We start from the raw sequence: 11,896 nt of genomic DNA on the forward strand, positions 1-11,896 counted from the left end.
CTCCACTTCTATATTCTTTTATGAAGGATTTTTATTGGTTTTTATAAAATCCTCAGATTTAAAATAATTGATAATCATGTCGGCATGCTCTTCTTTTGCAGGAGCGATAGATACAGGAAACGCATCTTTCGACATTTTAAAACCTGGTGGAAGAAATTGGGAAATTGGTGGCAATTTAGGTTTTCCACCTTCCGTAATTCGTTCAATAAAACCAGCTAGCCAAAGAAGATATTCTCCTTCATTTGCAAATTTTGGCATGACGCTCAAATCAATTTGAACTTTGCACTCACTCAACGGTTTAGTTAAGTTTTCTTCAAAGTCTATATAGTTGAACTTGAGCTTAAACTCAGTTCCCTTGATAGCTTTTCGAATTTGACTAATTAAACAGTTAAGGTTCTGAGTAATGTCATCAGTGAATAAGCTATCTTTTTTAATATTTTTATAAACCTTTTCGGCTACAGCTAAATACTTTGGCATTAACCTCTCTCCGTATATTGTTATAAAGTGCTGATCTATGAATATCTTATGACTTTGATTATGCTGAAAGAAGTGTAAGCAAAAGTAATCTTATTGGAGTCAAGTGTAATTAGTTAGCGCTTTGTGTAAATTGCACCAAAAAAACACCTAAAAAAATTATGGTTTTGATAACTCATCCACAAAATGAATGGTTGAATAGAGATCATTTGAAACATTTTCTTTCATATTTATTTTACCATTTGGTAAAATTAAAATGTTTTCATCTGCTTATCGCGTCGAACTAAACCAAGAATAGATCTACGTACTCTTATTTCTTCCTCAGAAAATGGCAAATGTTCTGTGAGTTCATGAATTAGGAGGGAATTATTTTCTATCAAGAAACAGTCTTGTTCTGTTGTCCAATGAGAAGTCGTTGACTCAATTTGTTTTAAATAACGTTTCATAGTTCCTAGCAGATTTGTTTGCAAACAAAAGAAGCCTGCCGATAGAGCAAGCTTATATCTAAGATTTTGTGGTGATCATTATTATAGCAGCCCGTGGATCATATGTTCAGTTGATATTGTCGTTTATCTTCATCGTCTCTTAAATAGACTCCATAAAAAAGCCCACAAACTGTGGGCTTCCTAAATGTTATTTTGCGGCATTCACCCCAACAATAAACTGACTACAATTAGAACCTTCAGATGCATTGCCTAATTGCTTTTCAGAAAATTTGAATTTAGCTGCAACAGACTCATAATCTTTTTTAAGGGTTTGGCCTGTTAACTCACCTAGCTCTTTTACCTGTTCAGGTTTCAAGATTTCATGTTCAACCGCTTGATTGACCATTACACATGCTGTGGTCATGGCGTCATAACGTGCAGCGGTTTTAGAGTAAGCTAGAGCACCAAATACTCCACCAACAATTAAGCCAACGATTACCGCTAAAGTTACATGCATTTTATTCATTTTTTAAATACCTAAAATCTAACTAAAAGAGGAAAACTTTAAGATGTTGTGTTCAAGCCCAATCAAAATAACGGTATTTACACGATATAAAAAGTTAGATTCTGTCACATTTATTGATAGGTTAAGTGAAGTGTATTTCATCAATTCAAAAGGAAAATATCAGACCTTCCTAGTTCTCTTTCGTTTTTTGCTTGGCACTTCTAAAGGAATAACCACCTTACCTGTACCTAATCCACGGAAAAAATAATTAATGATATATAAGAATAAAAGGCCAAAATAAAAAATAGGAAATATACTAAATAAGCTAACTGCTATTTCCCAGAACATAACCCCTACTTTATAGTTATAACTAAATGCTATAAGTCCACCTTTACGTCTAGGTCTGTGCTGAGAAATATCATCATCAATAAAGTGAAAAATTCCCATAATCAAACATATTGCAAATGTACTTGAGACTAAGGTCTTTTTAATTAGAGGCTTTTCTAACCAAGGGTATTTTTTTGAAGATTCAAATTCGGCTTTAAAAAATATTTTATAAATTTCCTCTTGATAAGATTTATTAACTCCATATTTTTTAATAAAAAAATAGCAGATAACACAACCAACAAAGAACATGACTATAGTTATGTAAATGCTATAAAGAATCGTAAAAAACGGTAATGGGCCTTTCGTACCAACAGTCACATGCATAGTTTGTGTGATGTATTGATATAGCTCGTACTGCCATTCATTTTTAGGATAAGCAGGAAATACAAATAAAGGAATAATAAAAAGAATGAAACATATAGCTATATTTCCTTTGTTCTCCTTACTTTTCAGTACAATAGTAGACAGAAAGTTTTTAGAGGCCATATCTATATCTTACAATTTGGAATCATGTGTTTAGCTTTATAAAACTCGTCAAAAGCCTTCATGTCACTTAACCATGGAGATATAATTTCTAGATTACGTTGATTGATATTTTTTGATGCCAACAGCCTTGCTGAAGAATAATTTTTCTGCTGAATTTTTTGATTATATTGTTGTACAAACATAAGCTTTAAACATAATCCACGAATGCCCTTATTACCAAAATATGAATAGTCTACATATTTATTTAAGACATATTTCATTTCTTTATGTTCACCATTCCAAGCATAAAATGAGCTTAATCCATTTAAATCATTAATGTATATCTCATCATTAATTGGGTTTAATTCTAAGCCCTGCTTTAAAATAACACTTTTCATTTCCACTTCATCAGATAAGTCCATCCAAAAAAAGGAAGCCATGACCTCCTCTGAAAATCGCTCTCTAGCTTGCTCAGTATCTTTAGGATATATAATGAAAAAATAATATAATCCAAGAAAAATTATAAAGATTAATATAATAGAAAGTAGTCTCCAGAAATTAGTACCTTTTATAATATTCATAACAAACCATTCATTTTATTTAATATCTTGTGAGGCAACTTTACTTCGTGTTTTAGATTAAATCAAAAAATTGTAACTCAGCCTCCTTCCCCTCACCCAAACCCCAACAAAAAATACTCAAGCAATCGCTTTCTTTCATCAGGTTTATTCGGGTCTAAAAGCTGAACCATCGCGCCATCAATCACAAACAAAAACATGTGCGCATCTTGTTTTGAAGCATTTTCATTAGTCGTTAAAAGCAGTTTATAGATTTCATTAATCAGCCAATTTCGATAATCAATGACGACCTGATACGCCTTTGGATGTGCCTTCGAAATTTCAAAAATAGCTTTAAAAGGCAAATGGTAAAGCCCATCTAGATCAGCATGCAAAAAGTAAATCTTGCGAAGCTTTTCAATTAGAGTTAAGTCTTTTTGGACATAGATGATTGAAAGTACCTCTTGTTTCAGTCCATCTTTTTGAAAGGTTAAGCTCATTTCAATGAGACGTTCTTTTGAGTGAAAGTAGTTATAAAAAGTGGCTTTTGGGATGTTTGCCGACTCAATAATTCGGTCTATTCCAACGTTGTGAAAGCCGTATTTATTAAATAGAAATCTTGCCGTATGAAGCACACCTAAAGCACGAAATGGCAGATCTGAATGTGGCATAGTTTTACCGTTATAAAAAATTATTGTTGTATATAAATGAGATATAAAAACCGCCACCTTTTATGGGAGAAAAAAGGCATAGCAAAGCCCATAAAGACTGTGCTTGGCACATCTCAAGTTTTATTGTTGCTAAGTTTTGAGTAAAAACGATTTAAAGTCTGAAAACCTATGGGCAATCAAACTACTTTAAAAATTTATGTTGTGTCGTTATAGACTTTGGCAATGTCTGCCAAGAAATAATGAATGTGCAAAGCCAACTCCTTTTTATTTGGAGTTCTGCCAGACATTTAAAATTATGGTGGCAGAACGAAAGAGGGTTAGCAGACTGGTTAGACTCCAGCACACCCGAGGGTGTCCCTCTCCCGTCCTACCGCTACGGGAGGGAACGAGATGCTCACACAAGACTATTCCTCAGAAGAAATAATCCTGATGTGGTCTAAAACGGTCTGCTAAAACCGACTGGCAATGTAGGCCAGCATGCGAAGAATAATATTCAAGCCTCTTTCAGTCAAGCATACAAAATGACAATCGTATTAAAATAGATCATTAAAAAGTAAGGATAAATAATTAAAATTTATTGTTAAATTGGGGTTTATAAAACATTATTTATATAAACTTTTAGCTTTTAATGCCAAAGATAAGAAACCGTAAACCCACTGTATTAAAAGGCACCCTTAACTAATAAGAATTAAACCTTTTAGTAAAATAGAAAATTTGTTAGTATTTTTTGCCCTTCCAAGCATATTAAAAGTACAGAATTCTATTTCTCAGTCAAAAAATTCTTAAATTTTGATGCTAATAGGAAATCTTAATGAATACCAACACTATTAAAGGTCGTCTACTCTTCTTAAAAGAAGCAGAAAATCTAAAAAATGTTATGCGCAGTTCTCATACTTCAAGTGGAAGAAATGAAAGTACCGCAGAACATACATGGAGACTCGCTTTACTTGCTTTAGTTTTTGAAGATGAGCTTAAGTATCTCGACTTCTCACGTGTTCTAAAGATGTGTCTTGTACATGATCTTGGTGAAACACTGAGCGGAGACGTACCTGCAATCGAAAAGCAAAATTATCCTAATAAAGATATTCAGGAACGTAATGATTTAATCATTCTTACCAGTTCCTTGGACGAACCACTTAGAAGTGACCTATTAGGACTATGGGAAGAATATGAAGCAGGACAAACTCAAGAAGCTATTGCTGTAAAAGCTTTAGATAAACTAGAGACAATTCTGCAACATAATCAAGGTATTAATCCAGAAGACTTTAATTATGAGTTTAATCTTACCTATGGTGAAAAATACACAGATAAGCACCCATTATTTAAGAGTATTAGAGCAATTTTGAATGAAGAAACTCTACAAAGAGCTAATAAACAATAAATTAGTTTACCGTGCATTCTGTTAAGAGGATGCATAGTAAAAATTACTATATAAATCGCTAGTCTAATCTTTCTTCGGGTGTGAAATTATTGATGGTGAACTGACACCAAGTATTGAAACGCCCGAAGTTGGTTTCTTTGGTAGAGATGAGTTACCGCCTATTTCTACAGCACGAGTAACAGAAGAACAAATACAGCAATTTTTTGATTATTGAGAGTAATACCAGACGTTACTCAATTTGATTAATTAAGAACTCACTGTAAGGCAGATCTCTTATATTTGGAGTTCTGCCACAACATTAAGATTGTCAAATTACCCTTTTGCCTATTGATTGAAATGTGACAATTGCTTCAGAAAATCATTTAATGGCATCGGGCATCCCCATAAATAGCCTTGAAACTCTGTGCAGCCATTGTTTTTAAAAGCGCTAAACTGTTCAGCAGTTTCAATCCCTTCTACTAACACTTGAAGGTTCAAATCTAGTCCAATTTTAATAATACCAGTGACTAATTTATTACTACGTTTATCATCCAAAGCTGCTTGCACAAAGCTACGATCAATCTTGATTTGTCTAATGGGCATTTTTTGTAAATAGCTTAAAGATGAATACCCCGTACCAAAATCATCAAGAGAAAGCTGAATTCCATGTTTAGACAAGAAATGCATTTTTTCGATGACGCTCACACAATTATTTAAAGCAATACTTTCGGTTATTTCTAATATGAGTTGAGCTGGATTAACTTCATATTTTTGTACCATGGCAATCACAGTCTGCTCAAAGTTTGGTTGCATGAAATGATCAGCACTAATATTAATAGAAAGTGTGAGATCTTTCGTCGCTTCTTTTTCACTCCAATCTTGTAATACTTTAACCCCCTGAACCAATACCCATTCCCCAATTTCAGGCATTAAATCAAAAGTTTCAGCAGCCGGAATAAAATCTTTTGTAGGTACATATCCCAAAACTGGATGATGCCAGCGCAACAAGACTTCTGCCCCAATAATTTTTTCAGAAGAATTCATTTGCGGTTGATAAAAAAGCTCAAATTGTTCTTTAGCCAGTGCTAAGCGTAAGTCTTGCACCATGGTGTTTTCTGTTTGTATCTCTAATTGCATGGCATAAATTGAAATACAAATCATGAGGGTAGCAACACATGTCGCGATCCACCCGCCATGGTCACGAATATTTTCTGATAAAGGTATTGCACTATCGAGCGTAAAAGAACTTCCACTAAAAAATATAAAGCACGCGATCGATAAGATAATTAAAACGATTTGTAAAAAGCTCGGATCTCTGCGGTAATTTAAATATCCTAATATGGCTCCAGCGGGTAAAAACAAATGAGCTACCCGAGGACGATCCAATGTGGCTACATCAAAAATTAGGCAAAAAACCACAGGAAAAGCCAAAAGAACAATTTGTGATAGAAGAATACCAGCTGAAATTCGACGTATATAAATTAAAAAAAGACTAAATATGGATACTAGTGTAAAAAACACATCCATATAAACAATCAGCCACATTTGTGCAAATGCGAAATATATGGTCCAAAACAAGCAAAAAATAATACAAATAAATATATTTGCTTTAGCAGCAATTGTAAGTTGTTGGTCCTTTATGGCACGGTAGTTTTTCTTGTGTTTTTTTAAGTAAGACAAAGCAATCATAAAATCAACCGTAAAATATTTCTTGATAGTCCCCCATATTGATTATCCATTTCAGGATCCAATCAATAAAATTTAATGTCTTACACCTTTGTTATTTATATTATTATTTTTAGATTAGGTGTTTTTTCACTATTGCTAGCAAAGTCCGTTTGTTTAATAAATGTGGTTAAAAAACATCACTTTTCAATGGCCTCTATAATTTTAAAGTGTCACCCCTAACGATACATGCCTCTGCGACTAAGGTACAAGCGTTAAATCGTGAAAAATTAGCGTATCAAAATTTTTAGAATATATTTTTCATTATTAATACTCATAATTATCATTACTATATTAAGAATATTTTAACTCTGTGCCGTTGGCAAAGTGAGATTTACGAGAAAAATGCAGTTTCTGCAACGGGTCGATTTACTCAAGAAAGTTACGCTTTAGTCGACTTAATGGCACGTTATAAGGTGAACAATAATCTTATGCTCAACTTTCATCTTAATAATTTATTTAATGAGAATTATCATTTAGCATGGAATATTTTCGCCTAAGCTCAGGCTATAATATTAGACATGCTCTATTATTTATTTAATTCTTAAATGAAGAATCCGTTTTCTGACAGCAATCAAATTAGACAAGTTTCTAGTTTCTCCGAACTTATAAGTACAAAGTTCCAAGGAGAGGCAAATGCGATGTGTTGGCACAGAAATTTGACTGGTGACTTTAAAGAAATTGTGAATAAACTTCATTTAAAAGAAAATATTACAGAAGTTACTGTTGAAGACCTTTTAGCGCTACAGCTCTCAGAACAAGGCAATCTGGCAAGGGAAACTATTTTAGAAGATATCCAGCAATTATCTGATTTCGGTGCATCACCCGTACTGAATTTACTTAAATATTACGAACGTGATGACGAGCTAGATTTCATTTCAACAGATGTCTATTCGTTTCATGTTGATCGTTCCCCAATTGAAACTGATACATTCTTATGTACTTATCACGGCATTGCTAGCGATATTGTGCCCAATGATCAGGTTGAACAAAAAGTTTTAATCCCAGAAATTAGAGAAAAACTCAAAGAATTACATGATGGCTCAGATGCTGAATTTGAAGCCTTCTTGGCAGAGTATTTTTTTGATTTGCATTATCAGCCTAAATCTAACGCTCAACCTGTAAATTTAGGCACAGGACATTTGTGGCGCTTGGCAGTAGATCATCCAACTCAAACGGTTTTACCTTGTGTCCATCGAGCACCTGTTGAAAAGGATGGCGAGTATCGGTTGCTGTTGATTTGTTAAATATATTCCCCCAATGAATGGAATAAATTTGAATATTTACTAAAGCAAAAATAATAAAAAATTATGATTTAAAGTAGTTGACCCTCACGTAACGTAAGCCTCTAGCATAAAACACGCCTAAGGAATAAGGAGCTAAAAAGATGCTGTTAAAAGTTGGTGAATTGGCTAAGCAAACTGGACTTACTGTCCGTGCTCTTCATCACTATGACGATATCGGTTTACTTCAGCCTTCGGTCCGTTCCGATGCTGGTTATCGACTATATACCCGTAAAGACATTACTCGTTTGCATCAGATTCAAGCATTACGAGGACTGGGAATGTCGTTAGCCGAAATCCATACGGTTCTTGAAGACCCAAATCTTGCACTTTTACCGATTATTGATCAGCAGATTCAAGCAATTGATCAAAGGCTGACAGAGCAAAAGAAATTGCGAAATCAGCTCAGCAAAATTAAATCTCAGATCATAAATAGTGAAGAGCTTGGTTTGGAGGATTGGCTAAAAACGCTGGAGCTTATAGCAATGTATGAGAAATACTTTACAAAAGAAGAGCTTGAAAAACTGACTTTCTTACAAACAGGCAGTAAAAGTCACCAAGAATGGCAAGAGTTAACTCAAGCAGCAAATGCACTATTTAATGCTGGCGAATCATCTGCCAGCGAAGCCGTTCAAGACTTGGCTCGAAAGTGGATGAAAACTCTTGAGCACAATACGCGAGCTAACCCTGAATGGCTGGTTAAATTAAATACCATAAATTCAGCCGAGCCTGAATTTCAGGAAAAATTGGGGGTAACGCCAGAAGTTGTTGAGTTTTTACTTAAAGCCTTTTCTGAGAGTAAGTTGAGTATTTTTGCCCGTTATTTATCTGACGATGAGTTTGCTTTTCTAAAAGAAAATTACATTCGTGAGATGAAAAAATGGCCTCAATTATTGGTCGATATTGAAAAATTGATTGATGCTGAGGTCCCACCAGATAGTGAAGGAGCAAAGCGTTTGGCACAACAATGGCTTTCTATGCTACAAGGCTATGCTGGCAAAAATCCAAGTACTCAAGGAAAAATCCGTACTGCAATGCAAAATGAACCAAGCCTTGCTGACGGAACTTGGCTAAAGCCAGTTACACTACAATTTCTAGAGAAAGCAGTAGCAGCATTAATGCGTGATGCTTAATTTTATCGAAGCAGCTGGCTACACCATAATTTGGTGTAGCTTTTTAAAAATATTCTAATCATCCATAAAAAAAGATTTTTCTTTTTCTAAATTAAGTTTTTGATATTTATTATTATCCTTTTTTCACTATTAATATACGACATTCACCCGCACCCAATCTTCATACTTAGTGGCCTGAACATTGGTACTTGATGTAATTGCGCCATGAATAGGAATATTTTCTTTCATTCCCGTTGCGATTCTTGAGTCTACTTTACTTCCTGAACCTCCCCAAATTTGAGTATGGCTCGCATCTTGAAATAGTACATATGCAACAGATGCTGGGCTTGCAGCAGATTTAAGCTCAAAGTTATTGTCTGAAGTGACAGCCAATTGATAGGGTGTATTTTGGGTGCATTGAACAGATACATTCGTTGTTGCAGGAGCAACGGGTTGAGAACGTACAACTGCGCCAAAATCTAAAGTTCCTTGTGTTGAAACTTCACAACTTTCTATAATGGTTAAACTGACCCTTAATGAGGTAGATGTATTTCCAGCATCTGCGCTATTTATTATCAGCATTCCCACAAGAGAAAATAAAGTGTATTTAAGGACTTTCATTTCTTCTCCTTAACTTTTTGTTCTAATGTCTATTCATCTTTATATTGTGTTTTTTCTGTTCTAGTTAAAGAAACAGCTTCAGGTTCTTTTAGTTATAAAACTTAATATTGCCCACTGTCAATCAACACTAATCACATGATTTCCATATTATTTTTATAATTTGTGATGAGTAACACACAATCTAACTAATTTAAAAAATATTTAATCATTTTATTTCGGTTATGCACATATTTTTTATCACTTCCCCCGCCTGTATATCTATTTAACAGGTCTCTACATTTAACAGTTGTTGATAATTCTAATCATTAGATTTTAATACCGTATTTGATAATTCTGTCCTTTCTCGCAATTGCATAAATATATTGTTCAAAATAATATCCATACAAATAGATTATAATTTTACATATTGTTTAGCTTATAGATTCAATGCTAAGAAAACTGTGAAGTTAAATTTAAAATGAATAATTCAGACCTTTAAAACCATCCATTTTTAATTTGAGAAATGATTGATATGAAAAAATATTTACTCTTACTTTTACTCAGCTTTTATTCGATGCATTCATTTGCTTCGGACAAACTCCATGGCAGTGTTTGGAAAACAATTGATGACGCCACCAATCAACCAAGAGCACTGGTAAAATTCAGCGAAGATAAAAACGGTAACCTCTCTGCCAACATCGAAAAAATACTCGTTCCAAGTGAAGCCAACAAATGTACGATGTGTGAAGGTACTTATAAAAACAAATCTTTAATTGGTTTAACCATCGTCAAAAACTTAAAAAGTGTCGGCCAAAACAAATATGACAAAGGATCTATCCTCGACCCACAGTCAGATAAGACTTATAAATTTAGTGTAACCGTATCACCAGATGGCGAAAAACTTACCGCTCGTGGATACATTGGTATTTCTGCAATTGGTCGGAACCAAACATGGTATCGAATTAAATAAGCTTCGAGAGCTTTAAAACTTTTTATTTTATAAATTGCATGGTTTTGATGTAATTAATTTATCTCAATGGCCATGCAATTTTCTGAAAATATTTATAACTCTATTTAAGCACCAATTTTAACTCAAAGTGTAACTACCAATTTTAAGTGATAAATAATTCGTTTTTATTCATAAACATAAACTCAGCTTTGCATATATCCATTCCACTTTTTCATATTTTTATTAATCATAAATTTTCACTAAGATCGAATAAATTTCGAAAATTACTGGAAATATAATGTTGTTTGCAACACATTTTCACTTAAAAAATGCTGTCTTATCAGTAGGGGTTCTCAGCTTTGCACTTTTAACGGGTTGTGGAAATAATTCACAGCAAAATAATGAAACTAAGGCAGAAGCTTCCCAAACGGCGCCTGCCGCTGAACTGCCTAAAGAAGTACGTTTTGCTTGGGGTGGCGGCCCACGAGTTTGGGTTCTTGGTAAAGCTGATGGAGATTTTGAAAAAGCTTTAGGTACAAAAATTAAGTGGGTCGAATTTGCTTCGGGTGCAGATGTAATTAATTACTTCGCCGCAAATGAAATTGATATTGCTCGTTTTGGCTCAAGTCCAGCTGTTGCAGGTATTACTCGCGGATTACCAATTGAAATTATTGGCTTGGAAGGTCTAATTTCTGGTGCAGAACGTTTAATTGTTCGTCCTGATATTAAAAACCTACAAGATCTAGTTGGTAAAAAAGTTGCCTTCCCTGCCAACTCCACCGCGCAATATGCTTTAGAACAAGCGCTTGCATTAAATAAAATTGATAAAACAAAAATCAAATTAATCCCACTTAAGCCTGCTGAAATTGTTTCTGCATGGACTCGTGGTGATATTGATGCAGCCTATGTTTGGGGACCATTTACTCAACAGCTAGAGAAAGAAGGCGGTAAAGAAATTTATCGTACAACGACGCTGAATGAAAAAGGTATTTTGGTTTATAACAACTTCGCGGTCCGTAAAGAGTTTGCAGAAAAACACCCTGACCTTGTAATTAAATTCTTGAAGGCTTACCAAGATCAAGTTGATGAATATAAACGTGATCCTAAAGCGGCTTCTGAAAAAATTTCTAAATACTTAAGTCTTCCATATGACCAAGTCGAAACCACACTTGCGGGTATCGAATATATTCCACTAAAAGATCAAGTCTCTGAAAAATATTTAGGTGCGACATCAAACGATGAAAACTCAGGTTTGGCTAAAGCAACTCAAGATATTGCTAAGTTTTTGGTCAGTATTGGCGAGTTGAAACAATCTGATGTTCCAAAAAGCTATGCGCCTAATATCAACAGTAAATACCTTATTGAAGCGACAAAATAAGGTTG

General features: G+C 34.2%; 13 protein-coding genes and 2 pseudogenes. 7 read left to right on the forward strand and 8 right to left on the reverse strand.

Annotation, left to right across the window (positions count from 1 at the left end; all coding sequences use genetic code 11):
• Nucleotides 1-18 precede the first annotated feature (18 nt).
• The 6 genes from ACINWC141_RS05430 to ACINWC141_RS05450 form a co-directional block, all read right to left on the reverse strand.
• Nucleotides 19-477, reverse strand: coding sequence for a hypothetical protein (locus tag ACINWC141_RS05430; RefSeq protein WP_009389037.1), 459 nt, complete (start codon nt 475-477; stop codon nt 19-21).
• 248 nt (nt 478-725) lie between these two features.
• Nucleotides 726-920 carry a hypothetical protein gene (locus tag ACINWC141_RS19380; RefSeq protein ID WP_009388782.1) on the reverse strand — a complete coding sequence of 65 codons (195 nt, stop codon included), beginning with the start codon at nt 918-920 and terminating at the stop codon, nt 726-728.
• A gap of 187 nt (nt 921-1,107) precedes the next feature.
• The gene (locus tag ACINWC141_RS05435; RefSeq protein WP_009388789.1) at nt 1,108-1,425 is read right to left on the reverse strand and encodes a hypothetical protein; all 318 of its coding nucleotides are present in this window, start codon (nt 1,423-1,425) and stop codon (nt 1,108-1,110) included.
• Nucleotides 1,426-1,584: 159 nt separating this feature from the next.
• Nucleotides 1,585-2,277, reverse strand: coding sequence for a hypothetical protein (locus ACINWC141_RS05440; protein WP_009388974.1), 693 nt, complete (start codon nt 2,275-2,277; stop codon nt 1,585-1,587).
• A gap of 2 nt (nt 2,278-2,279) precedes the next feature.
• On the reverse strand, nt 2,280-2,837 hold the full coding sequence (locus tag ACINWC141_RS05445; RefSeq protein ID WP_034677745.1) for a hypothetical protein: 558 nt from the start codon (nt 2,835-2,837) through the stop codon (nt 2,280-2,282).
• A gap of 92 nt (nt 2,838-2,929) precedes the next feature.
• Nucleotides 2,930-3,484 carry a TetR/AcrR family transcriptional regulator gene (locus tag ACINWC141_RS05450; RefSeq protein WP_009389016.1) on the reverse strand — a complete coding sequence of 185 codons (555 nt, stop codon included), beginning with the start codon at nt 3,482-3,484 and terminating at the stop codon, nt 2,930-2,932.
• 811 nt (nt 3,485-4,295) lie between these two features.
• On the opposite strand from ACINWC141_RS05450, the gene ACINWC141_RS05455 reads away from it, so the two are divergent.
• Entirely contained in the window at nt 4,296-4,865 is a 570-nt protein-coding gene (locus ACINWC141_RS05455; RefSeq protein WP_009388806.1) for an HD domain-containing protein, read from the forward strand.
• A gap of 67 nt (nt 4,866-4,932) precedes the next feature.
• A pseudogene (locus tag ACINWC141_RS19390) lies at nt 4,933-5,111 on the forward strand (NUDIX hydrolase); the annotation flags it as partial.
• Nucleotides 5,112-5,189: 78 nt separating this feature from the next.
• On the opposite strand, the gene ACINWC141_RS05460 reads toward ACINWC141_RS19390, so the two are convergent.
• Nucleotides 5,190-6,560, reverse strand: coding sequence for an EAL domain-containing protein (locus ACINWC141_RS05460; protein WP_034677747.1), 1,371 nt, complete (start codon nt 6,558-6,560; stop codon nt 5,190-5,192).
• A 323-nt stretch (nt 6,561-6,883) separates the two neighbouring features.
• On the opposite strand from ACINWC141_RS05460, the pseudogene ACINWC141_RS19395 reads away from it, so the two are divergent.
• The 3 genes and pseudogenes from ACINWC141_RS19395 to ACINWC141_RS05470 form a co-directional block, all read left to right on the forward strand.
• Nucleotides 6,884-7,069: pseudogene (locus tag ACINWC141_RS19395) on the forward strand (hypothetical protein); the annotation flags it as partial.
• Nucleotides 7,070-7,117: 48 nt separating this feature from the next.
• Nucleotides 7,118-7,816 carry a DUF1826 domain-containing protein gene (locus ACINWC141_RS05465; RefSeq protein WP_034677749.1) on the forward strand — a complete coding sequence of 233 codons (699 nt, stop codon included), beginning with the start codon at nt 7,118-7,120 and terminating at the stop codon, nt 7,814-7,816.
• Between the two features lie 140 nt (nt 7,817-7,956).
• A complete protein-coding gene (locus ACINWC141_RS05470; RefSeq protein ID WP_009388808.1) occupies nt 7,957-8,985 on the forward strand; it encodes a MerR family transcriptional regulator in 1,029 nt (342 codons plus the stop codon).
• Between the two features lie 129 nt (nt 8,986-9,114).
• On the opposite strand, the gene ACINWC141_RS05475 is transcribed toward ACINWC141_RS05470, so the two are convergent.
• Entirely contained in the window at nt 9,115-9,585 is a 471-nt protein-coding gene (locus ACINWC141_RS05475) for a Csu type fimbrial protein (protein ID WP_009388794.1), read from the reverse strand.
• A gap of 511 nt (nt 9,586-10,096) precedes the next feature.
• Here ACINWC141_RS05475 and ACINWC141_RS05480 point away from each other — a divergent pair.
• A complete protein-coding gene (locus ACINWC141_RS05480) occupies nt 10,097-10,534 on the forward strand; it encodes a DUF2147 domain-containing protein (RefSeq protein WP_034677780.1) in 438 nt (145 codons plus the stop codon).
• 277 nt (nt 10,535-10,811) lie between these two features.
• On the forward strand, nt 10,812-11,891 hold the full coding sequence (locus ACINWC141_RS05485) for a taurine ABC transporter substrate-binding protein (protein ID WP_009388825.1): 1,080 nt from the start codon (nt 10,812-10,814) through the stop codon (nt 11,889-11,891).
• The last annotated feature ends 5 nt before the right edge of the window (nt 11,892-11,896 follow it).

Source organism: Acinetobacter sp. WC-141 (assembly GCF_000313935.1).
GTDB lineage: Bacteria > Pseudomonadota > Gammaproteobacteria > Pseudomonadales > Moraxellaceae > Acinetobacter.

Excerpts from the sequence above, each read along its gene's own strand:
- ACINWC141_RS05480 (WP_034677780.1), top strand. The coding sequence starts at position 10,097 with ATGAAAAAATATTTACTCTTACTTTTACTCAGCTTTTATTCGATGCAT.
- ACINWC141_RS05485 (WP_009388825.1), top strand. The coding sequence starts at position 10,812 with ATGTTGTTTGCAACACATTTTCACTTAAAAAATGCTGTCTTATCAGTA.
- ACINWC141_RS05465 (WP_034677749.1), top strand. The coding sequence starts at position 7,118 with ATGAAGAATCCGTTTTCTGACAGCAATCAAATTAGACAAGTTTCTAGT.
- ACINWC141_RS05455 (WP_009388806.1), top strand. The coding sequence starts at position 4,296 with ATGAATACCAACACTATTAAAGGTCGTCTACTCTTCTTAAAAGAAGCA.
- ACINWC141_RS05435 (WP_009388789.1), bottom strand. The coding sequence starts at position 1,425 with ATGAATAAAATGCATGTAACTTTAGCGGTAATCGTTGGCTTAATTGTT.
- ACINWC141_RS05470 (WP_009388808.1), top strand. The coding sequence starts at position 7,957 with ATGCTGTTAAAAGTTGGTGAATTGGCTAAGCAAACTGGACTTACTGTC.
- ACINWC141_RS19380 (WP_009388782.1), bottom strand. The coding sequence starts at position 920 with ATGAAACGTTATTTAAAACAAATTGAGTCAACGACTTCTCATTGGACA.
- ACINWC141_RS05440 (WP_009388974.1), bottom strand. The coding sequence starts at position 2,277 with ATGGCCTCTAAAAACTTTCTGTCTACTATTGTACTGAAAAGTAAGGAG.
- ACINWC141_RS05445 (WP_034677745.1), bottom strand. The coding sequence starts at position 2,837 with ATGAATATTATAAAAGGTACTAATTTCTGGAGACTACTTTCTATTATA.
- ACINWC141_RS05450 (WP_009389016.1), bottom strand. The coding sequence starts at position 3,484 with ATGCCACATTCAGATCTGCCATTTCGTGCTTTAGGTGTGCTTCATACG.
- ACINWC141_RS05430 (WP_009389037.1), bottom strand. The coding sequence starts at position 477 with ATGCCAAAGTATTTAGCTGTAGCCGAAAAGGTTTATAAAAATATTAAA.
- ACINWC141_RS05475 (WP_009388794.1), bottom strand. The coding sequence starts at position 9,585 with ATGAAAGTCCTTAAATACACTTTATTTTCTCTTGTGGGAATGCTGATA.